Source organism: Colwellia sp. SU-HH01172 (assembly GCF_057553355.1).
This window is the reverse complement of sequence record NZ_BAAJMB010000001.1, coordinates 587,856-613,377: the sequence shown is the minus strand read 5'-3', so window position 1 is coordinate 613,377 and position 25,522 is coordinate 587,856. Positions and strand designations below refer to the sequence as shown.

Below are 25,522 nucleotides of genomic sequence, written 5' to 3'. Positions count from 1 at the left end.
TACTTGTGAAAATTTTGAGTCCTTCAGTGCATATAAAACTTAGTTATTTAGTTGTAATATTTGGCTTTCTCTCTGTTTATTTATCTCAAGTTTTATATCAATTCTTCCCCGTAATTAAGTTGCCGATGTTACTCATTTTTATCATGGGAACATTGATATTAATTGCGGTGAGGAAATCTAGCGTAGAAGTAAAAGTATTTTTTAGTTTTAGCTTAACTGCAAGCAGTCTCTTGGTTTTTGGGGGGCTTTCTGGCTCGGAAGATCCAATTAGTAACTTATCTAAAATGTTCTTTTACTTTAGTATTATTCAAGGGTTGTTTTTTTCATATTATTTTGAGTTTTACAAGAAGCTTCTTAAGTACTTTGTCGTTATCAATTTATTCGCAATGCTGTATGAGTTTTTAACTCTAAGCTATATATTAGAGCCAACATCGGATTTAGATGTATTTATTGGCCGAGCAAAAGGGTTTATTTCTTATTCAAAAGAAGCTGGTTCATTCATATTATTATTTACCATTTTGTTTGTAAAAGACTTAAAGATGAAATGGTTTCCTGTTTTATTATTCTCTTCTATTTTAACTGGTTCTCGTTTAGCTATTTTAGGTGTTTTTGCAGCGATAGTGATTGAAACTATTGCAAGGACAGAAATCAAAAGCAGATTATCTCTTAAAGCTATAGTGGCGTCTGCAGTATTTGTTTTAGTAATCTCATTGGGGCTTTATTTTTATTATATATCCGAGCAATCAGAAATTATCGTTAATCGTTTATCTGGGGCGTTAGATACTGGTCATTCAAGTAATCTGGAGAGGGTTAACTTTTGGATTCAGCATTTAGCTGCTTATAATGACTTTACATGGTGGGGAATGATATTAGGTGAGCCAGGGCGTGCAACAGGCATTGTAGGGAATGGAGCTGAAAGCGCTTATTTAAACCTTTTGACTGATGGTGGAATAATAGCACTATCAGTTTATTTGGGGGGCATTTTTCTATTGTTTATTCTAAGAGGGCCAAGCATTAGTTGGCTTTTTATTTTATTGCTTCTTGTCCTTTCAATGCAAATTTCAAGAGTTAATATCGGCTTTTTGGATGGCACAATGTTTTGGGCTTACTTCTGGTATTTATTTCAAGAGAAACATTTAAAAAAGAGAAAGACGTTAAATAATACGCCGTCTGATTTTAAAGTTTATACATAAAGAGAAATTAGTGAAAGTAGCAATTATATATAGAGTAGTCCAAGGTTGGCGAACTCCTGTATTTGAAAAATTAAAAGATGAGAACGAATTTAAGCTATTTTATGGCTGTGATTTTGAGGGGACTAAGGTTATCAGCTCTAAAGGCCCTTATAGCTTTGAGTCAAAAAGGCTGTTCTCAATACCAATAGCTTTAAAGAAAAAGGCTGGAAATATGCTACTCCCGTTTTCTCCTTTTCTTTTATTTGAGTTAATAAAATATAATCCAGACGTTGTTTTGTGTGAAGGTGCGTCCAATTTTTTAAATAATATTTCTGTCTTCGTATACTGTAAGCTTTTTGGAAAGTCTATGGTTCAATGGGGACTCGGAGAAATTAGAGGTAGAAAAAAGAGTGCGTTTAGAAAGATTTTAGAGCCATTAATTGTACCAATTGAAAAAAGAGCCGATGCGATAGTCTCTTATAGCTCTATTGGGGCAAAATATTATGAAGACATTGGTGTAGATAAAAAGAATATTTTTATTGCTGTAAATGTTGTTGATACGGAAAAGCGTTTAAATGAGATAAAAGAGTTTCATGAGAGTGGTAAGCAACAATTGGTGGCTGGGGACAATAAGTTTAAAGTTTTATTTGTTGGAGCTATAGAACCAAATAAAAATATAGAAATGCTGATTAAGGCATTTTGCAAGCTTTATCGGACTTTCCCTGATACTGAACTACACATTGTAGGCAGTGGCTCTCATATAGGTGTATTAGAGCGGATTGTTATAGAAGAGAAAATAGCAGAGGCGGTTACCTTCCATGGTCGTGTTGAGGGACCTTTAGTAAACATCGTGTTTGATAAAGATGTTTTTGTTATGCCCGGTTTGGGAGGGTTGGCAGTTTCAGATATGCTATGTCATGGAATTCCTGTAATTTGTAGTGTTGGAGATGGTTGCGAACTTGATCTAATAAATGAGTTTAATGGCATTGTCGATGATGAGCTGAATGAAGAACTACTTTTAAAATATTTAACTATGTTAAAAAGTTCGCCTGGCTTGCTGAATGAAATGAAAGAGTCAGCAAAGAAAACAGTATTAACACATAATATTGATAATTATGTAAATCAGATTAATGCAGCGTTAAAGCATGCGGTTAAGGAAAAACATGTTTAAAAGACTTATATGGTGGGGTGGCACCTATTTCAGAGTAACACTCGGGCGCATAAAGAAGGCTAATATTGCGATAGGGAATAGCTGTTACATTGCGGGTGGCTCTTTCTTTTCTGCTGGTAGGGATATCAGTATTGGCGATAGAACTTATATTGGTCGAAATGCGGCATTATCTTGCCATTTAAATATTGGAGATGATGTTTTAATCGCTTCAAATGTATCTTTTGTGGGGGGAGATCATCGTATTGATTATATAGCGACCCCAATGAGCCAGTCGGGCAGAGATGAAATTAAGCTGATTACAGTAAAGTCCAATGTGTGGATTGGGCATGGAGCTATTATCATGCATGGTGTAACGATTAATGCGGGTAGTGTAGTTGCTGCAGGCTCTGTAGTAACAAAGGATGTACCGGAAAATGGTATTGTGGGCGGGAATCCTGCTAAATTGATACGCTTTAGAAAGTTTTAGTACTCTCGAATCTATAATTAAATAACAATTTTAATATCCCGTGGAATAATTATCTATGAAACAAATTCTTCAAAACATAGCTAACGGCGAGACACAGTTAGTTGAAGTCCCATGTCCTCAAAATAAAAAAGGGCAGTTATTAATATCAACAACTAAATCTTTAGTTTCTGTTGGCACTGAGCGTATGTTGATTGATTTTGGTAAATCAGGTTGGATTCAAAAAGCTCGTTCACAACCAGATAAAGTTAAGATGGTTCTAGGCAAGGTGAAAACTGATGGTTTAATACCTACCATTGATGCCGTGCGTTCTAAATTAGATCAACCCCTACCCCTTGGATATTGCAATGTAGGTATTGTGCAAGATAATGGGAGTACTGCATTTGAGGTTGGCTCTCGTGTTATTTCAAATGGTAATCATGCTGAAGTAGTTCGCGTACCTAAAAATTTATGTGCTGCTATACCAGATAATGTTGATGATGAAAGTGCGGCCTTCACTGTACTTGCTGCTATAGCAATGCAAGGTGTTCGTATTGCTAACCCGACCATTGGTGAAACTGTTGTAGTTACAGGCTTAGGTTTAATAGGGCTTATAACTGTTCAACTTTTAAGAGCAAACGGTTGTCGTGTACTTGGTATTGATTTTGACTCATCAAAATGTGCTATGGCACGTGAGTTTGGTGCAGAAACGGTTGATTTATCACAAGGTGAAGATGCCATAGCTAAAGCAAATGCCTTTTCTCGAGGCCAAGGTGTTGATGCTGTTATTATAACGGCTTCTACAAAAAGTAATGATCCTGTTAGCCATGGCGCAAATATGTGTCGCCAACGTGGCCGTATTGTTTTAGTTGGTGTTGTTGGCTTAGAGCTTTCTCGTGCAGATTTTTATGAAAAAGAAATTTCATTTCAAGTTTCATGTTCATATGGCCCTGGTCGTTATGATACAGAGTATGAAGAAAAGGGAAATGATTACCCTTTAGGTTTTGTTCGTTGGACAGAGCAGCGTAACTTTGAAGCCGTTCTTGATTTAATGTCTTCAGGTGCTTTGAATATGAAACCATTGATCAGCCATCGATTTGAAATCGATGATGCGATCAATGCATATAAATGCTTAGATGATCATTCGTCGTTGGGAATTTTATTAAATTACCCTGCTAATGCTGATGAATTGTTAACAAAAAAACTTGTTGGTATTCGTGATGTAGAACCATACAGTGCACAAGATGCTGTATGTGGTTTTATTGGTGGTGGTAACTATGCTTCTCGTGTATTAATTCCAGCCTTTAAAGAAGCAGGGGCAAAACTTGATACTTTGCTCACCAGTGGTGGTGTTAGTGCTGTACATCATGGTAAGAAGAATGATTTTGCTAATGCTTCAACTGATATTACACAATTGCTTGATAATAAAGCCGTTAATACCACTGTCATTGCTACCCAGCACAATTTGCATGCTGAGCAAGTTATCCAATCAATTAATGCCGGTAAAAATGTATTTGTAGAAAAACCATTAGCGTTAACACATATTGAGTTAGATGCTATAGAGGCTGCTTATAATGAACAAAATGGAAAATGCAGAGTGATGGTTGGTTATAATCGTCGTTTTGCACCACATGTCATAAAAATGAAAGCCTTGCTTGCAAATGTTTCAGAGCCAAAAGCTTTTATTATGACGATGAATGCAGGGGCTATTCCAAGTGATCATTGGACACAAGATGCTGAAGTTGGCGGTGGTCGTATTATTGGCGAAGCATGTCATTATATTGACCTAATGCGTTTTTTAGTTGGCAGTGAAATAACTGGATTTACGGCTACATGCATGGGCAAAGCTGATGGTGTTGAAATTACTGAAGACAAAGCATCAATTACGTTATCCTTTAAAGACGGTTCGTTTGGCACTATAAATTATCTAGCAAATGGCGGTAAAGCGTTCGCTAAAGAACGTATTGAAGTGTTTGCTAACGATGGTGTTCTGCAATTAGATAACTTTAGAAAACTTATAGGCTATGACTGGAAGGGCTTCAGTAAAGATAAGCTAATGAGCCAAGATAAAGGTCAAGCTAATTGTTCTAAGGCTTTTATTGACTCCATTTCTAAAGGTGAGCCTTCTCCTATTTCATTTGAAGAGATTATGGAAGTTGCTCGTTGTTCTGTTAATATTGCAGAGTCGCTGAGAAAATAAAGTTTCTTTAGTGTTTTTAATATAGGGACTTAGTTTTAACTATGTCCCTTTTTTGTTTTTATGAAATCAACTAGCACACAACTTATTAATGGCTTATTAATGGCAAAGTTATCACTTTATTTTCACACCTTAAAATATCTTAAATTTACGCAAGTTTATCATCGTATTTTAAAACGATTCTCTCACCCTAAAGTCCACCCAGTTGCTGGAGTACCCGCTCCAATGAAAGGAAGATGGATTCATAAGGAAATTTATCAACAAAAATTTCTGACTGAAACTGACGTTGTATTTTTGAATTATCAAGGGAAAGTTAATAGCAAAAATGACTGGAATAATGATAAAGAGGAAAAATTATGGCTTTACAATTTGCATTATTTTGACGATCTCAATTCATTAGGTAGTAACTCACGTAAATCTTTACAGCAACATTGGATAAACAAGTGGATTGATGAAAACCCTGCATCTAGTGGTGGCAATGGTTGGGAAGCCTACACATTATCATTGAGAATAGTAAATTGGACTAAAGCTTTTTTATCCGGTCTAGAAACTAACGATAAAATATTAAATAGCTTAGCCCAACAAGCTGATTTTTTATCTCAAGATCTAGAAAAACACTTATTAGGAAATCATTACTTTGTTAATTTAAAAGCATTACTGTTTGCTGGTTGTTATTTACAAGGTAAAGAAGCTGATAAGTGGTTAGCGCTAGGGTTAAAAGATTTTGAAAAAGAGCTAAAAGAGCAAGTGCTAAGTGACGGTGGCAGTTTTGAGTTAACACCTATGTATCACGCAATTATGCTTACTGATCTACTAGACCTGTATAATTTATTTACCGCATTTCCAGCGCGTGTGCCTAAGAATATGGTTGAACTTACTAAACAAACGATTATAAAAATGTTCGGTTGGCTAGAAATAATGAGTCTAGGTGACGATAAGGTAAGTTTCTTTAATGACTCTGCTTTTGGTATTGCACCTGAAAATAATATTCTTAGAGAGTATGCGGCTAAACTCGGCTTTAAAATAAAACAATTAGAAGCTCCAGTAGAAAAGTTAGCTGTTCATAATCTACAGAACTCCGGCTATGTTTCAGTTAAGTCATCAAATATGAGCTTAATTGCGGATCTTGCTCCTGTCGGGCCAAGTTATATTCCAGGGCATGCACATGCAGACTCCTTATCTTTTGAGTTATCGTTGGGTGATTCACGAGTCTTTGTTAACTCGGGTACTTCATTGTACGGAATGAGTGATGAGCGTTTACGACAAAGAGGTACTTCTGCTCATAATACAGTGGAAATAAATACTAAAAACTCGTCAGAGGTGTGGAGCGGCTTTAGAGTGGCCCGTCGCGCTACTATTGGAAATCGAGTTGTTGGCAACGTATCACAAGATCAAAAAGTTCAGTTTTCTGCCGCTCATAACGGCTATAAAAAACAGGGTATGGACTGTATTCACCATCGTGTTTGGAATGTATCACTTACTAATTGTGTTATTGATGATGTCTTAAAAGGGAGTTTTAATTCAGCTATTGGGTATTTGCATCTTCACCCTGATGTTGAGGTTATTTCGACTGAGGAACGCAGGTGTATTTTATTAGCAAATGATTATGAAATTGAGCTTGAAGTGGCGGGCGCTAAATTGGCTGTTGAAAAGTCAACTTGGCACCCTGAATTCGGTATTGTAAAGCCCTCAAAGAAGCTACTATTGCAATTTACCAACTCTAAAGTGACTTTTAAAATTAATTGGAAAAAGCTTTGATATGCACATTTTATTTTTAACTGATAACTTCCCACCTGAAGGTAATGCTCCAGCTACTCGAACATATGAACATGCGAGAGAGTGGGTAAAGCTAGGCCATAAGGTTACCATTATTACTGGTGCGCCAAACTTTCCTGAAGGTAAAGTATTTAATGGTTTCAGTAATAGCTGGTATTCAAAGTCAACATTAGATGGCATTGAAGTACGTAGAGTGAAGACTTATATAACTGCTAATGAAGGCTTTGCTAAGCGAATATTAGATTTTATGTCTTTTATGGTAACTAGCTTTTTTGCTGGTTTGTTTGTTAAAAAGCCAGATGTTATTGTCGGCACTTCCCCTCAGTTTTTCACAGCAGTAAGTGCTTGGGCGTTATCTGCTGTTAGGTTCAAACCTTTTATATTCGAATTGCGAGATATCTGGCCTGCTTCAATCACGGCGGTTGGTGCTATGGGGCGCTCATTACCTATTCGAATTCTTGAAAAAATAGAAATGTTTCTTTATCGAAGAGCCGATAAAATTATTTCAGTTACCCATAGTTTTAAGTCTGAACTCATTGAGCGTGGTGTTGATGGCGGGAAAATTGACGTGGTGTTAAATGGCGTAGACCTATCGAAGTATGAACCAGCTCTTAATAAAGATGAAGTATTTTCTGAGCAATACGATTTATCTGATAAATTCGTTGTAGGGTATGTAGGTACTCACGGTTTAGCACATTCATTAGATAAAATAGTCGAAGCTGCAGAGTTACTAACGGATTTAGATGATGTTCGAATTTTATTCGCAGGTGGTGGTGCTGCAAAGGCTGACGTTGAGAAACTTGTTAAAGGCAAGGGGCTATCAAATGTCGTATTGATCCCAAGGCAACAAAAAGAGTTAATGCCCAAGCTATGGAGTTTATGTGATATTTCGCTAATCAGTTTAAAAGATACAGAGCTATTTAAAACGGTAATACCTTCTAAAATATTTGAATCGATGGGAATGGGACTTCCGATGATTATGACTTCACCAATCGGTGAAGCTACAAAAATATTGGAAAACACTCAGTCAGGCGTTATTGTTAAACCTGAGTCTCCTGAAGAGGTTGCTAGAGTTGTTCGACAGTTATATAACGATCGGAATAGACTAGAAAGCATAGCACTGAATAGTTGTAAAGCAGCGAAGGAGTATGATCGTAAGCAACAGGCGAAGTTAATGCTAGATAAACTTAAGTAATTGGCTTAAATTATACACCATTCGGTATCTAAGTTAGTTTATGCTATTAATAATTATATAATGCAATAAGTCTGCGAGCTCAATAAGGATGATAATGAGAAATAAAATAACAAAAGCGGTAATACCGGTAGCTGGCTTAGGTACACGAATGTTACCAGCGACGAAAGCAATTCCAAAAGAAATGCTGCCAATCGTTGACAAGCCGCTTATCCAGTACATCGTTAATGAGTGTATTGCTGCGGATATTAAAGAGATTGTTTTAGTTACGCATTCGTCAAAAAATGCTATTGAAAATCATTTTGATAAATCGTTTGAGCTTGAGACCACGTTAGAGAAGCGTGTTAAGCGTCAGTTGTTAGATGAAATTCAAGCGATTTGCCCTAAAGATGTTACCATTTTGCATGTCCGTCAAGGTGAGGCAAAGGGGCTTGGTCATGCCGTTTTGAAGGCGCGGCCTATCATAGGCAATGAACCTTTCGTGGTAGTGTTACCTGATGTCATTTTAGATGAAGCTTCTGCGGATTTAAAAACAGAAAATTTATCGGCGATGTTAACACGATATAATGAAGTGGGCGGCTATAGTCAAATTATGGTTGAGCCTGTACCTATGGAGCAGGTCAGTAGTTATGGTGTGGTAGATTGTGGAGGTAATGAACTTGCCCCTGGTGAATCAAAAACCATGACCGCAATAGTTGAAAAACCTGCTGTTGAAGATGCACCTTCTAATTTAGCGGTAGTTGGTCGTTATGTACTTTCAGAAAAAATTTGGGATTTATTAAAAATAACTCCTCCTGGCGCTGGTGACGAAATCCAGTTAACTGATGCTATTGCGATGTTGATGGAACGAGAAACTGTTGAAGCGTTTCATATGTCAGGTAAATCGCATGATTGTGGCTCTAAGCTAGGTTACATGAAAGCTAATGTCGAGTATGGGCTACGCCACCCTGAGTTAGCTGAGGAGTTTTCAACTTATTTAAAGCAATTAGAGCTATCAGTTTAAAGCTGTCAGCTTTCAGTAAAAAAACAAAAAGCTATCATATCATCAGAAAAATATTGTGCTGCAATAACGCTTATAAGGTAAAGTAAGGTTATTGCAGTTATATTATCGCTGAGCATAGGTTGGTTATTTGAACATTAATTCAATTAATTTAGTTAATTTGGTAAAAGAATACTTTCCTAGTGTTAAGTTGGTGTATTTATTTGGTTCTTACGCTAGTGATCAAACTCATGCTGCAAGTGATATTGATCTTGCTATTTTACCTGCAAATAAACTTTCGCCAGTAACTCGTTGGGAGATTCAGCAGTTAATGGCAGAGCAGTTGAATGGCGATGTTGACTTGGTTGATCTATTATCGGCTTCCACGGTGATGCAAAAAGAGATTATTAGTAAAGGTACTTGCTTGTACAGTATTGACAATGAACTTGAATCATTTGAGATGCAGGTTATGTCAATGTATCAGCATTTAAATGACGAACGTGCCGATTTATTAACTGAGTTTATGAGTAAATAATAATGGATGATGTTTTAGTTAATAAGTTGTCAACAATTTCTCGCTGTTTAGTAAGAATAAAGCTTGTGAAGTATCAATTGATCTCGCGAATTATTTAAATAAGAAAAATGGTTTGGGCATACCACAGAGTAGCCGAGATAGTTTTCAGTTGTTATTTACGGCAGGGTTGTTGTCTGAGGGCATTGCTTCGAATATGAAAAAAATGATTGGTTTGAGAAACATTGCGGTCCATGATTATCAACAACTGAATATTGCCATTGTACAGTCAGTAGTAACAAAGCATTTAATAGATTTTGAACAATTTATAGAAGAAATTAAACGTCACTCGTAAGTAAAAACAAGCTTCAAATCGTTGCCGTATAGTTATGCTATTTAAGCAATCATTGCTAAAAGAATTATAAAAACACTATGGATATTGAATTTTTCACAAAACTCGCAACTCACGTGTCATCACGTAGCCTTTTTTCATTATTTGAAGATAAAGGGCGTAGTGATAAATATTCTTTGTCTGCAGCGGCTTTGCATTTAGATTATGCTAAGCAAAATATTACTGATAATGAATTTGATGCCTTATTTTCCATAGCTGAACAAGCGAAACTTTCTAGTAAAATATCTGCCCAGTTTTCAGGTGAAAAACTAAATAATACCGAACAACGTGCTGTACTGCATACCGTTTTGAGGGCCCCTGATGCCGCTAAATTTGATGTTTTAGGGGGGCAAGCCCAGAATGTTATCGACACAGAAGCTAAAATGGCAACCATTGTTGATGATGTTCAATCCGGTGAAGTGCGTTCTGTTACTGGTGATAAATTTACCGATATTTTAGTTATCGGGATTGGTGGCTCTTACTATGGCGTTAAAGTCGCGCTTTCGGCATTAGTTCCGTATCATCAACAAGGCTTGAAAGCGCATGTATTAGCCAATGTTGATGGTGATGCCGCACAGGAAAAATTTAACAAACTTAACCCCGCGACAACACTTGTTGTTGTGATATCTAAAACTTTTACTACCCAAGAAACCTTACTAAATGCCACAATTGTCAAACAGTGGATGCTGAAGTCGTCGATCGTCAACAACAATACTTCAACAGATATTATTAGCCAGCATTGGTATGCGGTAAGCACTAATATTGAAGCGGCGACTAAATTTGGCATCAAACAAGAAAATATTCTCCCAATGTGGGATTGGGTTGGTGGTCGTTTCTCATTATGGTCGGCGGTTGGTTTACCTTTGGCATTGGTGATTGGTAATAAGCATTTTGGTGATTTGAAAGCAGGTGCTTATGAAATGGACGAGCATTTTAAGCAAGCTCCATTTAAGCAAAATATGCCAGTGATTATGGCCTTGTTAGGCATTTGGAACCGTAATGGCTTAGGTTATCCCAGTTTAGCTATTTTACCTTATAACCATGCATTAAGGGCATTGCCTGGTTATTTACAGCAAACGGATATGGAAAGTAATGGTAAGTCAGTAACGAATAAGGGCGAAGCACTTAATTATTTAACCGCTCCAGTGGTGTTTGGTCAAGAAGGTACCAATGGCCAACATGCTTTTATGCAGCTTATGCATCAAAGTGCTGACATTATTCCAACCGACTTTATTTTGTCGCTGGCTCCTACCAGTCAATTTATAGCAAACCATGATGCGCTAGTGGCTAATTGCTTTGCTCAAAGTGAAGCCTTAATGCAAGGCAAGACATTAGCTCAGGCCAAAGATGAATTGCTAGCATCTGGCGTTAATGAAGCTGAAGCTAATAGACTGGCAAGCCACAAAACCATGAAAGGTAATACCCCCAGTAATACCATTTTAATGGAGCAGCTAGATCCTAAATCGTTAGGGGCATTATTGGCTTTATATGAACATAAAATATTTGTTCAAGGGGTCATATGGGGAGTAAACTCTTACGATCAGTGGGGAGTAGAATTGGGTAAGCAGCTTGGTAAAGAAGTACTGAACGTTATGGCTCAGCCCATGGCTGATATTGAAAGCCAAACATTATCCTCTTCATCATTATCACTTATTCGCCGCTATAAGAATAACCTCGAAAACGCTTCAAGTTAGACAGTTACCTACAGTCTCGTTTTATTTTTATATCTTTTTGGTATAAACAAGCTTTTACTTATATGGATAATGCTTGGTTGCTGTGGCATGATATTTAGCAATATTATGTTACCACTATTAGTGAACAGCCATGCATTTAACACATTTACAAAAGCTTGAAGCCGAATCTATTCATATCATTCGTGAAGTCGCAGCTGAATTTGATAACCCTGTCATGCTTTACTCGGTAGGGAAAGATTCAGCCGTACTATTACATTTAGCACGAAAGGCTTTTGCGCCAGGAAAAATTCCTTTTCCTCTGCTGCATGTTGATACCACATGGAAATTCAAAGAAATGATTGAATTTCGTGATCAAATGGCAAAAGAGCACGGCTTCGATTTATTAGTGCATAAAAATCCAGAAGGCGTTGCTATGGATATCAACCCTTTTGTCCATGGCAGTGCCAAACATACTGATATCATGAAAACTCAAGGTTTAAAGCAGGCTTTAGATCAATACGGTTTTGATGCCGCATTTGGTGGAGCTCGTCGTGATGAAGAAAAGTCACGTGCGAAAGAGCGAGTTTATTCTTTTCGCGATAAAAATCATCGCTGGGATCCGAAAAGTCAACGTCCAGAGCTTTGGAATGTTTACAACGGAAAAGTTAATAAAGGCGAAAGTATTCGAGTTTTCCCATTGTCTAACTGGACCGAATTAGACATTTGGCAATATATCTACCTAGAAAACATTCAAATTGTACCCTTATATTTAGCTGAAAAGCGCCCGGTAGTTGAGCGTGATGGCACATTAATTATGGTTGATGATGACCGTATGCCAATTGCTGAGGATGAAGAAGTACAAATGAAAAGTGTCCGCTTTAGAACCTTAGGCTGTTATCCATTAACAGGCGCGGTTGAATCTACTGCGACAACATTACCTGAAATTATTCAAGAAATGCTATTAACAAAAACCTCTGAACGACAGGGGCGTGTTATTGATCATGACTCTGCTGGTTCAATGGAGAAAAAGAAAATGGAAGGTTATTTTTAACTTTACAGTTTTCTTTATGAAATTTAGTTTTTGATTTTAGTCTTTTAATTTATCGGCAATGTGTCGAGTAGAAATTCCCAAGGAAACAACATGAGTCAGCAAACAGACTTACTTGAAACCGATATTGAAGCTTATTTAAAGCAGCATGAAAATAAAGAAATGGTGCGCTTTTTTACTTGCGGTAGCGTAGATGACGGCAAAAGTACCTTAATCGGTCGTTTACTACATGATTCTAAGATGATCTTTGAAGATCAACTTGCTGCGATTGAAAATGACAGTAAAAAGTCTGGCACCACAGGCGAAGCCGTCGACTTAGCCTTATTGGTTGACGGTTTACAATCAGAGCGAGAACAGGGCATCACCATTGATGTTGCTTATCGTTATTTTGCTACCGACAAGCGCAAATTTATTATTGCTGACACCCCAGGTCATGAACAATACACCCGTAATATGGCAACAGGCGCTTCAACCTGTGATTTAGCGATTATTTTGATTGATGCCCGTCACGGCGTGCAAGTACAAACCCGCCGCCATTCCTTTATTTGTTCACTGCTAGGTGTTAAGCATGTGTTAGTGGCGGTAAATAAAATGGACTTGGTTGATTATAGCCAAGAACGTTATCAAGACATCAAGAAAGAATATCGAAAATTTGTTGATGATTTAGCGTTTGACGATGTGCGCTTTGTGCCAATTTCAGCGCTTAATGGTGATAATGTCGTTGAAGAAAGTGTCAACATGCCTTGGTATCCGGGCGCGACTATGATGAAATTATTAAATACTATCAAAGTTGATGATCAAAAAGATTTCACTCAATTTCGTCTACAAGTGCAATATGTTAATCGCCCTAATCTGGACTTTAGAGGTTTTGCTGGCACGGTTGGCTCAGGCCATATTCGTGTTGGAGATGAAATTGTTGCCTTACCTTCAGGTAAAGCGAGCACAGTAAAATCTATTGTTACCTTTGACGGTGAGCTTGAACGGGCGGACCAAGGTATGGCAATAACGCTGACCTTAGAAGATGAAATTGATATTAGCCGCGGTGAAATGATCATCAAAAAGGGCAATTCTCCTATTTCCGCAAAAGAGCTAAACGCTACTGTGGTTTGGATGCATGATGATGAATTAGAGCCAGGCCGAGAATATTACATTAAGCATGGCAGTAAATTAACTACAGCACATGCAATAAATATTGACCATCGCATTGATGTTAATACATTAGAAAAATTTACTGTTGACCAGTTAGCGTTAAACGAAATTGGCTCGGTTAATTTTGCCGCATCCGAGGCGTTGCACTTTGATGCTTACAGTTCAAATAAAGCCACAGGCGCATTTATCATAATTGATCGACTAAGCAATATTACGGTTGGTGCCGGTATGATAAATAGTGCACTAGAAGAACAGCAAGAACATCAATATTCAGAGTTTGAAAAAGAACTCAACATTCTTGTTCGTAAGCATTTTCCTCATTGGGGCGCTCGCGATTTAATGAAGAAATAGTCTTTTCACTGTTTCTTCATTATAGATTGCTCATTGATTATGATGCTTTGGACTCAATGGTTATTTGTTGCTATTTTTTTGATAACGCTGCTCGCTCTGGTTCGTTATCCTAACCAACCTGAGCGAGTGTTTGGCAGTGCAACTTTAACCTGTTTGGCATTTTCCTTTGTTTCTTCCGATGAAATTTTACTGAACGCCGTTAATCCCGGGCTAGTAACGTTATTGTTGTTAGTTTTATGCTCATTTGCTTATGAACGCACCAGTGTTTTGCGCAGAGTGTCATCGTTAATGTTAAGCGGTAATGTGAAAACCGCAAGCATTCGAACTTTAGTGTTTACGGCGTTAAGCTCTGCGTTTATTAGCAATACAGCTGTTGTCGCGACCTTGATATCAACGGTTAAAAAAAACACCTTAATTAATCCTGGCAAGTTACTTTTACCCTTATCCTTTGCCGCTATTTTAGGCGGAACGCTAACCTTAATTGGCACGTCGACAAATCTTATCGTCAATTCACTCTGGATAGAACAAGGGCACCTAAGCCTAAGCTTTTTTGAATTTAGCTTAGTTGGCGGTATTGCGTTAATTGTTTGCTTGGGGATTATATTGGTTAGGCAAAGTAGCTTAGCAGATATGCAAGGGGAGCAGCTACACGCCAAAGCTTATCTGGTAGAAGCTGAAGTGAACAACCGTTCTAAACTTGTTGGTAAGAGTATTGAAGATAATGGTTTACGTAACTTAGACTCTTTATTTTTGGTGGAACTGATTCGTGATGGTCGATTGATTTCACCGGTTGCTCCCGATGAAATTATTCAAAAACAAGACCGACTTATTTTTAGTGGTGATATTAGTAAAGTACTTGTTTTACAACAATTCGACGGCTTAAGTTTATTTGCAGAGCAAGATGGCTTATTGCGAGAAAACTTGACGGAAGTGCTCATTAAACCTGACTCTGCGGTTGTTGGGAAAACCTTAAAAACTGCGGGCTTTCGAGCCCGGTTTGACGCCGCTGTTGTTGCCATTCACCGTGAAGGTATGGCTCTTTCTGGTAAGCTTGGCGACATCAAGATTCAGGCTGGTGATTTTTTAGTGTTGGCGGTTGGTAATGACTTTAGTGCGAGAACCAATTTAAGTAAGAATTTTTTCATTTTGTCTGGCCATACGCCCGACAGCATGCTTTCTGGCTGGCGAGACACATTAACCATTTTCGGCTTTGTTATTGCTATTGTAATTACCTTTTTTACTGCCATTAGTTTACTGTCGAGCTTAATGTTTTATATTGCGATTTTAATTTTGACAGGCTGTTTAACGGTTAATGAAATAAAAAGACGCTTTCCGATTGAAATATGGCTTATTGTACTTGGTGCATTAACACTGGCCCAAGCTTTTGAAAATAGCGGTGTTGCGACGCTTTTTGCTGGCCAGATAGAATATCTGTTGGCGGGGAAAAGTGCCTTGATTGCTATGGTGGTTATTTTTTTTATTACCTTGTTGTTGACTGAAGTGATCACCAATAGTGCCGCTGCGGCGCTAATTTTTCCTATTGCCTATAATATCGCCATTGGTTTAGGGGTAAATCCATTGCCATTAGTGATGGCGGTCGCTTTTGCCGCGAGTGGCAGCTTTATTAGCCCATACGGCTATCAAACCAATATTATGGTCTTTAATGCGGGCAATTATAAACTTGCTGATTTTATTAAGTTTGGCTGGCCTATTACTCTGGCTTATAGCTTGGTTGTGCTTACTTTATTACCGCTGTTTTTTTCGTTTTAAGACCATAATCAAAAATTAGCCTAGTCATTGAACTAACGATTTCATTTGTCATATGATGTCGTCAACACGGTAAAGGTAATATTGCCGTTAATTTAGCTAACAGCAATAACTTTTCTAATAATATTGAGAACTTATGAAAACTGAAAATACAGTCTGGCATACAACACAGATAGATAAACAGCAAAGAGCTGAGCTTAAGCAGCAAAAGCCTTGTTTGTTATGGTATACCGGCCTTAGCGGCTCTGGAAAGTCAACCATTGCCAATGCGGTTGACAGTTTACTTTTTCAACGTGCCTGCCACAGTTATTTACTTGATGGTGATAATGTTCGTCACGGTTTAAATGGTGATTTAGGTTTTAGCGATCACGACAGAATTGAAAATATTCGTCGCATCAGTGAAGTCGCTAAACTTTTTGTCGATGCAGGCTTGATCGTTTCTACAGCATTTATTTCACCATTTCGTGCCGATAGAGCGTTAGCAAAGAGTAAAATAGCGGATGCTGAGTTTATTGAAGTTTTTATTGATACCCCGATTGAGATCTGTGAACAACGAGATCCAAAAGGCTTATATAAATTAGCGCGAGCAGGTGAGATAAAAGACTTTACCGGTATAGACTCTGCTTACGAGGCTCCGGAGCAAGCAAGTATTCATATTAATACCGCAGACAAAACTGTTGAGCAATGCGCACAGCAAGTGGTCAACTATCTGATCGAGCATCAAATTATTCAATAGCTATTTATGATTGCTTGAATAATTCACTTATTAATGAAGTAGAGTAGTACATTTTCTCGGGAGCTATTTATGCATTATGATGTTTTCAATGGTGATGCGGACGGTATTATTGCCTTGTTGCAATTGCGGCTTAGTGAGCCAAAAGAGTCAATATTAATCACGGGTGTTAAACGGGACATTCAGTTATTGCAGCGGGTAGCATGTGCTCACGCAAGCTCGGTTACCGTACTCGATATTTCGATGGAGAAAAATGCTGAGCCACTTGCAGCATTATTGCACAATAACGTGGAAGTATTTTATGTTGATCATCATCGCAGCGGCGACATTCCCGATGTTGAAAACCTAACCGCAATTATAGATACCGATGCCAATACCTGTACCAGCTTATTGGTAAATCAATATTTAGCTGGCAAATATGTTTTATGGGCAATCGTTGCTGCCTATGGTGATAATATGCTGCTAGCAGCGGAAAAGCTCGCAAAACAACAAGGCTTATCGCTAAGTGAGCAAGCGCAATTAAAAGCATTAGGAACTTATATAAATTATAACGGCTACGGCAGTAAAATTGCTGATTTACATATTGCTCCCGATGACTTGTTTAAAAAGCTGCTTTCTTACCCAAACCCGTTCACGCTAATTGCAGAGCCTAACTCCATTTTTTCAACATTGGAAAAAGCTTATTTAGCGGATATGAACCAAGCTGAACATGGCACCATATTGCATGACAGTGAGGTGTTGAAAATAGTGGCGCTTGATAATGCGCCGTGGTCAAGACGAGTCAGTGGTGTATTTGGCAATGCCTTAGCAAATCAATCGCCGACTAAAGCCCATGCTGTACTAACAGTAAATGCCGATGATAGTTATTTGGTGAGTTTACGTGCACCGTTGCATGATAAAAAAGGTGCTGGCGATCTTTGTGTGCAATTTCCAACTGGCGGCGGTCGAGCTGCCGCGGCAGGTATTAATAAGTTACCGCGAGAAAAGCTTGGTAAGTTCATTGAGTTAGTGTCAAAATATTATCGATAGTCATATCACTCTATTTTGTTTTACTATAGTCAAAATAGAGTGAGGTCGATAAATATATTATAAGGACTTATACATGAGCTTGTTGATCACCGGTGGCACAGGTTATATCGGAAGTCATACCGTTGTTGAGCTTTTAGCGTTAGATAAAGATATTATTATCCTTGATAACTTATCTAATTCATCTACCTTAGTGCTAGAGCGTATTACTCAAATTACCGGTAAGTCGGTAACTTTTATCAAAGCTGATATTTGTGATCGCCAAGCGCTAAATGATGTCTTCACACAGCATGATATTGAAGCGGTTGTGCACTTTGCCGGTTTAAAAGCGGTTGGTGAGTCAAATACTATTCCGCTTAGCTATTATCATAACAATGTTTCTGGCTCTGTTACGCTATTTCAAGTGATGGCAGAGCATGACGTTAAAAATTTAGTCTTTAGCTCTTCTGCAACTGTATATGGTGAAAATAACCCGTCACCACTCGTTGAGAGCATGCCAACTTCAGCAACTAACCCTTATGGTCAAACTAAGCTGATGATTGAAAATATTCTTTTCGATCTGGCTAACAGTGATGAAGAGTGGTCTATCGCTTGTTTACGTTACTTTAATCCTATTGGTGCTCATGAGTCTGGCTTGATCGGTGAAAATCCTAATGGTACCCCAAATAATTTACTCCCTTATGTTGCACAGGTAGCTGTTGGTCGTTTAGCTCAATTACAAGTGTTTGGAGATGATTACGACACGGCAGATGGTACCGGCGTGCGCGATTATATTCATGTGGTTGATTTAGCTCAAGGGCATGTCAAAGCGCTGGAAAAACTCAGTAATATTAAAGGTTGCACACCGATAAACTTAGGTACAGGTAACGGCACTTCGGTATTGGAAATAGTAGGTAGCTTTAAAGAAATTTCTGGCCGAGATATCCCCTACAAAATCGTGCCGCGTCGGGCTGGTGATATCGCCACGGTTTATGCGGATGCAAGCATTGCTAACTCTTTGCTTGAGTGGCAAGCACAACGAGACTTGTCAGCCATGATTGAAGATACATGGCGTTGGCAGTCACAAAACCCAAATGGTTTTGAAGAATAGTTTATAGCGATATTTTGCTGAAAAAATAGGAGATTTGGATGCACAAAGGAATAATTTTGGCAGGGGGAAGTGGTACTCGCTTATACCCATTAACAAAAGTAGTAAGTAAGCAGTTAATGCCGGTTTATGATAAGCCGATGGTTTATTATCCACTTGCTACATTAATGCAGGCAGGTATCAGAGAAATCCTCATTATTTCGACACCTGAAGAAATTCATCGCTTTGAAGACTTGTTAGGCAATGGTGAAAACTTTGGCGTTTCAATTTCCTATAAAGAACAACCTAGTCCCGACGGTTTAGCACAGGCCTTTATTTTGGCAGAAGAATTCCTCGCGGGCTCTGCAGCCGCTTTAGTGCTTGGTGACAACATGTTTTACGGACATGATTTAGTGAAGTCATTGAAAAATGCCAATGAGCAGCAAGCTGGCGGAACGGTATTTGGTTATCACGTCTCTAATCCGCGCTCATATGGTGTGGTTGAGTTTGATGCTGGCGGTACCGCAATTTCAATTGAAGAAAAACCACAACAGCCTAAATCAAATTACGCTGTGCCTGGCTTGTATTTTTTTGATTCACGAGTAGTGGAATATGCAAAAAGCGTTAAACCGTCGGCTCGTGGCGAATTAGAAATCACCGATGTTATCGACCAATATCTGCAAGCGGGTGAGTTGAAAGTGGAGATTATGGGGCGTGGCACTGCTTGGCTTGATACCGGTACCCATGACGATTTATTAGCGGCAGCGCAATTTATTTCTACTATTGATAAACGTCAGGGCTTAAAAGTTAATTGTCCTGAAGAAGTCGCATTTCGCAATGGCTGGTTAAGTGAAGAAAAGCTGCGTGAAATTGCACAGCCGCTGCGCAAAAGTGGTTATGGTGAATATTTATTGAAGTTAATTGAAGAGCGTGTTTTTTAATGAAAACTATTGCAACAGCCATTCCTGACGTCAAAATTATTGAACCGCAAGTTTTTGGTGATGAACGTGGTTTCTTTATGGAAACTTTCCGTGTTGATGAGTTTAATAAAACATGTGCTGAACGAACATTTGTTCAAGACAACCATAGCAAATCAAGCCATGGCATTTTGCGGGGCCTGCATTATCAACTTGAAAATACTCAAGGTAAACTTGTCAGGGTAACATCAGGTGAAGTTTATGACGTCGCGGTAGATATGCGTAAGTCTTCTGCCACTTATGGTCAACATGTTGGTGTTGTACTCTCTGGTGAAAATAAGCGCCAATTATGGGTGCCTGAAGGCTTTGCTCATGGTTTTTATGTGATGAGCGAATCAGCAGAATTCGTTTATAAATGCACTGATTATTATGCGCCAGAGCATGAAGTGTCATTGCTATGGAATGACCCGACATTGAATATTCAATGGCCGCTTGTTGATGGTGAAAAACCATCGTTATCTGCCAAAGATGATGTCGGTTTGTTGTTTAAAGATGCTCCTGCGTTTAAATAGGTATAGATATAAACTCAATGAAAATATTGGTTATTGGAAAGTCTGGTCAGCTAGCGTGGGAGTTGAGTCAACTTTCAACAGCTAAACATGACATTGTTTGTTTAGGTCGAGATGATGTTGATATTAATAGTATCACGTCAATATCAGCTGCTTTAGCAAAATATAGTGCTAATGCGGTGATTAATGCCTCGGCCTATACGGCGGTAGATAATGCTGAATCAGATGTTGAAAATGCTTATGCACTTAATGCAATCGCTGTCGGCAACCTTGCCCGCGCCTGCAAAGAATTGGCAATTCCATTTGTGCATATATCAACAGACTTTGTTTTTCACGGTGACAAAGGGACTCCGTACTTACCTAATGATGACATTAAGCCGTTAGGCGTTTATGGGGCAAGTAAAGCGGAAGGTGAAAAGCTGATAAATGAGATTTACCCTCAAAGCAGCACTATTATTCGTACGTCTTGGGTTTATTCAACACACGGTAATAATTTCGTCAAAACCATGCTGAAGTTAATGGCGGCTAAGCCTGAACTTGGCATTATCAGTGATCAAATTGGTTCGCCGACTTATGCGAAAGGCTTAGCTCAAGCATGTTTACTAAGTATAGAGAATAACTTAGTCGGTACACATCATTATACTGATACTGGTGTCGCCAGTTGGTTTGACTTTGCCGTTGCCATTCAAAACATTGCCATTGATCTAGGTTTATTAAATAAAAAAATTCCTATTAAACCTATTACCACTGCGCAGTATCCAACACCTGCACAGCGGCCACATTATAGCGTACTGGATAAATCGAGTATGGCAGACGCCTTGCCAGAGCTTTCATTACGACACTGGCAAGCACAATTACAAGAAATGATGACAACATTAAGCGCTGAAAAGCTTTCGAGTTAACGACAAGAATATTAGAGATTATTATGAAAAAGTTATTAGTTACCGGTGGTGCAGGTTTTATCGGCGCAAATTTTGTACATTATTGGATGGAACAGTATCCAACGGATAAAGTGGTAGTATTAGATGCCTTAACCTATGCAGGGAATATTGCTAATTTAGAACAAGTTAAAGATCAGGATAACTTTACTTTTATCCATGGTGATATTTGTGATCAAGCGCTGGTAGAAACATTACTTGTCGAGCACGGTATTGATACTTTGGTGCATTTTGCGGCTGAGTCACATGTTGACCGTTCTATCACCGGACCTGATGCCTTTATTGAAACGAATATCATCGGCACTTATAGCTTGCTTAAAGCGGCAAAAAAAGTATGGCTAGATGGTGAAACTGTTTTGGAAAATCACCGTTTTCATCATGTATCAACCGATGAGGTTTATGGTACTTTATCGGCAACAGATCCTGCTTTTACTGAGGATACCGCCTACGCGCCTAATTCTCCTTACTCTGCCAGTAAAGCGGCCAGTGATCACTTAGTGCGTGCTTATCATCACACCTTTGGCTTAAATGTGACTACCAGTAACTGCTCAAATAATTATGGTCCGTTCCATTTTCCAGAAAAACTTATCCCTTTAGTGATCACCAATATCTTGCATGAAAAAGCGCTACCTATTTATGGTGATGGCCAACAAATACGAGATTGGCTCTATGTAGAAGATCATGCCTATGGCATTGACCTCGTTTTGCAAAAAGGCTGTGTTGGCGAAAACTATAATATCGGTGGTAATAATGAGTGGGCTAATATTGATATTGTTAAAAGCATTGCTAAATTAGTTGAGCAAGAATTTGCAAATAATACTGATCTAATCAAACGCTTTCCCAATGCCAAGGCGGCGATAGCGCAAAATACGGAATCATTGATCACTTATGTTAAAGACAGACCTGGTCATGATCGCCGTTACGCTATTGATGCGACTAAAACAAATAATGAACTGGGTTATACGCCGAAAGAAAGCTTTGATACCGGTATTGCAAAAACGGTTGCTTGGTATTTGAATAATGAAGCGTGGTGGCAAAGTGTCATGGATGGCTCATATCAAAACTGGATTGCTGAGCAATACTGTTAGATAGAAGTTGTAACGCCTGATATATCTTATTTTTAACAAAATGAAAAAAGCCTAATTAACATTAGGCTTTTTTATTATCAATATATTTTCACTATTGACTAGGGGCTGCTGATCTTTGTTTATTAATTCAGCTGAGAATTAAAGTTGCCTTAATTAAGGCGAAAATGGTGCAATTTAGTCATCTAAATCAGTCACTTTTAACGCAAAGTAAGGCAATTTTAGACTCAGCCCTCTGGGCAATGACTATTTTTAACGCTAGCAGCATTAGAATTTCACTTATTTGGAACAACCAAACATCGTTCATTCTGCTTTGCTAACATTAAAAATCACCTACTGCTGAAAATATAAACAAAGAACAACAGCCCCTAGTAGTTAGTAGCATTAGATTGCTCATCAGCCCATGCGATAGCTTGATTGTAATTACGAACGATTTTTGATTTTTCGACACCAAGTTTTTCCATGACAATATTGGTTTTATGCCATTCAGCGTGTTCAATTAACTCAACTAATTTGATCAGTGCTGCCATAACGCCTTTGCGTGTTAACAAGGTATCTTTGATTTCTTGTGCTAACGGCAGTTTTGCTAAAATACTTTCGAGATCTTCATCAACAATTGCATCAATTAATGAGAGTAAGCCGGTAAGAAAGGCAATAGATGTATCTAGAGGTGAGTTAACTTGCTCAGCAGCCAACTCGCAGAACTTGGCACGGGTCATTGCTGAGTTGATCAATTCCGATGGCTTATCTGGGTTTACGTTGGAAGCAAACATTAAACCAAGAAAACGCTTTAGTTCACCAGAGCCTAATATTACTAATGCCTGCTTTATGGTGGATATTTCGTTCCGTCGTCTAAATATTGGCGAATTAGCATAGCGTAATAGTTTATAAGAAAGTGTAACGTCACGCTCAAAAACTGAGGTGATACTGGCTAAATCTAAATCTGGCTTAGAGGTTTCGTAAAGTAGCTCTGCCATGGCCATTTGTGAAGGTGATAAGTTCTTAGTTTTAACCATTTCAGGCTTAGCAAAAAAGAAGCCTTGGAATAACTCAAAGCCGAGCTCTAAGGCTTGGTTATATTCTTCATAAGTTTCGACTTTTTCAGCCAGTAATTTTATATGAGGAAACTCAGATATTGCGCTTTTAACTTCTCTAATTGTCTCGACCGGCATGTCTTGCCAGTCAATTTTGATTATTTGAATAAAAGGATAAAAATGTCGCCAAACGGGTTGGTGAATATAATCATCTAAGGCGATGGTATAGTTTTTTTTATGTAAGTCTTGGCAAATTTCTAGCAGCTTTTTACCTGGTTTGACAGTTTCGAGAATTTCAATAACCACTTCGTCAGAGGTTAGTGTTTCAGGGTAACCTTTACTTAAGGTTTCTAAGGTAAAATTGATAAAAGCAGGTTTATTACCGGTAAATTCACTCAGCCCAACATTGAAGTTGCTGGCTTCAATCATTTTCGTGGTTGCTTCATCAGCATCAATTTCTGGGAAAACGTTATCTATGCTATCGCGAAATAATAATTCGTAGGCAAACAGCTTTTTATCTCTATCTAATATCGGTTGCCTAGCAGCATAAAAATACATAAGAATTCCTGATAATCCGATTATTATTATTAACTTTGTTATTTTAGTTAGTATTATTGTACGACAAAATCATATTGCACGCTTTTATAACTTATTTATAACACAATTAAATAGCAATACTCACGAAAAAACATGGTAATCCTCTATTAACTCGGCATATTATCCGTACCAAGCTTAATTTAATAGTATATTGCTGTTTAATTAACCATTTTTTAGTTGTAGCGGAGGTCAAATTGGCGGTCGGAACGATAATATCATTAGCGTTATATTTTATAGTTATGTTAGGAATAGGCTTGTATGCTTATCGAAAATCAACCAGTGATGCCGCTGGTTTTATGTTAGGTGGTCGGAGTTTAAGCCCTTCAGTGACTGCCTTATCTGCTGGCGCATCTGATATGAGTGGTTGGATGTTAATGGGTGTGCCTGGCGCTATGTATTTGACCGGGATGAGCAGTGCTTGGATATCTATCGGTTTGATTATTGGCGCGTACATGAACTACCTTATTGTGGCACCGAGATTACGAACTTATACTGAAGTTGCCAACGACTCTATCACTTTACCAGACTTCTTTGAAAATCGATTTGCTGATCATTCACATACGCTGCGTATCGCCTCTTCACTTGTTATTATTTTATTTTTTACTCTTTACACCTCATCGGGCATTGTCGCCGGCGGTAAGCTATTTGAAAGCTCATTTGGTTTAAGTTATGAAGCTGGCTTATATATCACAGCGGGTGTTGTGGTGTTATATACCTTATTTGGCGGCTTTTTAGCGGTGAGCCTGACTGACTTTGTGCAAGGCTGCATCATGTTTATCGCCTTGGTATTAGTACCTATTGTGGTGATAAATGATGTTGGCGGTACAGACGCAATGTTTAGCAGCATTGAACAGGTAAACCCTGAATTGCTGAACTTATTTAGTGGCGTTAGTCTTGTTGCAATAATATCGGCCATGGCGTGGGGACTCGGTTATTTTGGCCAGCCGCATATTATTGTGCGCTTTATGGCTATTCGTTCGGTTGAAGATTTACCAACAGCGCGAAAAATTGGTATGAGCTGGATGATAGTATCGCTGTTTGGTGCCATGGCAACAGGCTTTGCTGGTGTTGCATATGTTGCTAAAACAGGTGTCCCACTTGATGATGCGGAAACTATTTTTATTCTGTTATCACAAGTGTTATTTCATCCGCTTATTGCGGGCTTTTTATTGGCCGCTATTCTTGCGGCTATTATGAGTACCATTTCATCGCAATTATTGGTGACCTCTAGTTCATTAACTGGCGACTTTTATCAGGCATTTTTAAACAAAGAAGCTACCGACAAACAATTGGTTTTTGTTGGACGTTTATCGGTTGCGGCTGTCGCACTTGTGGCGGTGTTTTTAGCCTACGATAGAAACAGTTCAATTTTATCTTTAGTCAGTAACGCTTGGGCAGGATTTGGTGCCGCCTTTGGTCCATTAGTCATCTTTAGTTTATATTGGAAAAAAATGACGCAACAAGGGGCCCTTGCGGGCATGTTAACCGGCGCTATTACGGTATTAATTTGGATCTATGCGCCAATAACAATTAACGGTCAGTCTTTAAGCTCGGTAATGTATGAAATTGTGCCAGGCTTTATTATGGCAAGTATGGCAATTATGGTCGTAAGCCGAATAACCGCTAAAGAGCAGCCAGCGTTAGAAGCTATGTTTGAGCAAGTTGTAAAACGTTAAATATTTACTAAGTAAATTAGGTTGGCTAAATGGTAATGACTATTTAGTTAGCCAAACGCTTC

The 25,522-nt window shown here is 38.4% G+C and carries 22 protein-coding genes; 21 read left to right on the top strand and 1 reads right to left on the bottom strand.

The genetic code is table 11. The features are described from left to right. Positions 1-5: 5 nt before the first annotated feature. From AC27JP_RS02720 to rfbB, 20 genes are all read left to right on the top strand, one after another. Positions 6-1,193 carry an O-antigen ligase family protein gene (locus AC27JP_RS02720; protein WP_487111903.1) on the top strand — a complete coding sequence of 396 codons (1,188 nt, stop codon included), beginning with the start codon at positions 6-8 and terminating at the stop codon, positions 1,191-1,193. 10 nt (positions 1,194-1,203) lie between these two features. After that, positions 1,204-2,343: a glycosyltransferase family 4 protein gene (locus AC27JP_RS02715; RefSeq protein ID WP_487111902.1), complete on the top strand. Its 1,140-nt coding sequence runs from the start codon at positions 1,204-1,206 to the stop codon at positions 2,341-2,343. Then, the gene (locus AC27JP_RS02710; protein WP_487111901.1) at positions 2,336-2,809 is read left to right on the top strand and encodes an acyltransferase; all 474 of its coding nucleotides are present in this window, start codon (positions 2,336-2,338) and stop codon (positions 2,807-2,809) included. Before AC27JP_RS02715 ends, AC27JP_RS02710 begins: the two co-directional genes overlap by 8 nt. 55 nt (positions 2,810-2,864) lie before the next feature. After that, positions 2,865-4,985, top strand: coding sequence for a bi-domain-containing oxidoreductase (locus tag AC27JP_RS02705; protein ID WP_487111900.1), 2,121 nt, complete (start codon positions 2,865-2,867; stop codon positions 4,983-4,985). A gap of 99 nt (positions 4,986-5,084) precedes the next feature. Beyond that, positions 5,085-6,740: a heparinase II/III family protein gene (locus tag AC27JP_RS02700; protein ID WP_487111899.1), complete on the top strand. Its 1,656-nt coding sequence runs from the start codon at positions 5,085-5,087 to the stop codon at positions 6,738-6,740. Position 6,741: 1 nt separating this feature from the next. Beyond that, on the top strand, positions 6,742-7,953 hold the full coding sequence (locus AC27JP_RS02695) for a glycosyltransferase family 4 protein (RefSeq protein ID WP_487111898.1): 1,212 nt from the start codon (positions 6,742-6,744) through the stop codon (positions 7,951-7,953). A gap of 94 nt (positions 7,954-8,047) precedes the next feature. Further along, positions 8,048-8,953, top strand: a complete 906-nt coding sequence (galU, locus tag AC27JP_RS02690) for a UTP--glucose-1-phosphate uridylyltransferase GalU (protein WP_487111897.1) — start codon at positions 8,048-8,050, stop codon at positions 8,951-8,953. Between the two features lie 127 nt (positions 8,954-9,080). Beyond that, positions 9,081-9,464 (top strand): type VII toxin-antitoxin system MntA family adenylyltransferase antitoxin, encoded by a 384-nt coding sequence (mntA, locus tag AC27JP_RS02685; RefSeq protein ID WP_487111896.1) that lies wholly within the window; start codon positions 9,081-9,083, stop codon positions 9,462-9,464. A gap of 112 nt (positions 9,465-9,576) precedes the next feature. Then, entirely contained in the window at positions 9,577-9,795 is a 219-nt protein-coding gene (gene hepT / locus AC27JP_RS02680; protein ID WP_487111895.1) for a type VII toxin-antitoxin system HepT family RNase toxin, read from the top strand. Between the two features lie 77 nt (positions 9,796-9,872). Beyond that, a complete protein-coding gene (gene pgi, locus AC27JP_RS02675; protein ID WP_487111894.1) occupies positions 9,873-11,525 on the top strand; it encodes a glucose-6-phosphate isomerase in 1,653 nt (550 codons plus the stop codon). 130 nt (positions 11,526-11,655) lie between these two features. Next, positions 11,656-12,555, top strand: a complete 900-nt coding sequence (gene cysD, locus AC27JP_RS02670) for a sulfate adenylyltransferase subunit CysD (RefSeq protein ID WP_487111893.1) — start codon at positions 11,656-11,658, stop codon at positions 12,553-12,555. Positions 12,556-12,645: 90 nt separating this feature from the next. After that, a complete protein-coding gene (cysN, locus tag AC27JP_RS02665) occupies positions 12,646-14,052 on the top strand; it encodes a sulfate adenylyltransferase subunit CysN (protein ID WP_487111892.1) in 1,407 nt (468 codons plus the stop codon). 39 nt (positions 14,053-14,091) lie between these two features. Then, positions 14,092-15,822, top strand: a complete 1,731-nt coding sequence (locus tag AC27JP_RS02660; RefSeq protein WP_487111891.1) for an SLC13 family permease — start codon at positions 14,092-14,094, stop codon at positions 15,820-15,822. 133 nt (positions 15,823-15,955) lie between these two features. Further along, the gene (gene cysC, locus AC27JP_RS02655) at positions 15,956-16,555 is read left to right on the top strand and encodes an adenylyl-sulfate kinase (protein ID WP_487111890.1); all 600 of its coding nucleotides are present in this window, start codon (positions 15,956-15,958) and stop codon (positions 16,553-16,555) included. A gap of 69 nt (positions 16,556-16,624) precedes the next feature. Next, entirely contained in the window at positions 16,625-17,581 is a 957-nt protein-coding gene (locus tag AC27JP_RS02650) for a DHH family phosphoesterase (RefSeq protein ID WP_487111889.1), read from the top strand. 73 nt (positions 17,582-17,654) lie between these two features. Continuing rightward, positions 17,655-18,668, top strand: a complete 1,014-nt coding sequence (galE, locus tag AC27JP_RS02645) for a UDP-glucose 4-epimerase GalE (RefSeq protein WP_487111888.1) — start codon at positions 17,655-17,657, stop codon at positions 18,666-18,668. 38 nt (positions 18,669-18,706) lie between these two features. Then, on the top strand, positions 18,707-19,585 hold the full coding sequence (gene rfbA / locus AC27JP_RS02640; protein ID WP_487111887.1) for a glucose-1-phosphate thymidylyltransferase RfbA: 879 nt from the start codon (positions 18,707-18,709) through the stop codon (positions 19,583-19,585). Beyond that, the gene (gene rfbC / locus AC27JP_RS02635) at positions 19,585-20,133 is read left to right on the top strand and encodes a dTDP-4-dehydrorhamnose 3,5-epimerase (protein WP_487111886.1); all 549 of its coding nucleotides are present in this window, start codon (positions 19,585-19,587) and stop codon (positions 20,131-20,133) included. Before rfbA ends, rfbC begins: the two co-directional genes overlap by 1 nt. A gap of 17 nt (positions 20,134-20,150) precedes the next feature. Then, entirely contained in the window at positions 20,151-21,032 is an 882-nt protein-coding gene (gene rfbD, locus AC27JP_RS02630) for a dTDP-4-dehydrorhamnose reductase (protein WP_487111885.1), read from the top strand. A gap of 23 nt (positions 21,033-21,055) precedes the next feature. After that, positions 21,056-22,156, top strand: a complete 1,101-nt coding sequence (gene rfbB, locus AC27JP_RS02625) for a dTDP-glucose 4,6-dehydratase (RefSeq protein ID WP_487111884.1) — start codon at positions 21,056-21,058, stop codon at positions 22,154-22,156. 365 nt (positions 22,157-22,521) lie between these two features. Here rfbB and AC27JP_RS02620 read toward each other — a convergent pair whose 3' ends face one another. Next, positions 22,522-23,745 (bottom strand): EAL and HDOD domain-containing protein, encoded by a 1,224-nt coding sequence (locus tag AC27JP_RS02620; protein ID WP_487111883.1) that lies wholly within the window; start codon positions 23,743-23,745, stop codon positions 22,522-22,524. 233 nt (positions 23,746-23,978) lie between these two features. Between AC27JP_RS02620 and putP the strand changes: the two genes are divergently transcribed. After that, positions 23,979-25,460: a sodium/proline symporter PutP gene (putP, locus tag AC27JP_RS02615; protein ID WP_487111882.1), complete on the top strand. Its 1,482-nt coding sequence runs from the start codon at positions 23,979-23,981 to the stop codon at positions 25,458-25,460. Positions 25,461-25,522 lie beyond the last annotated feature (62 nt).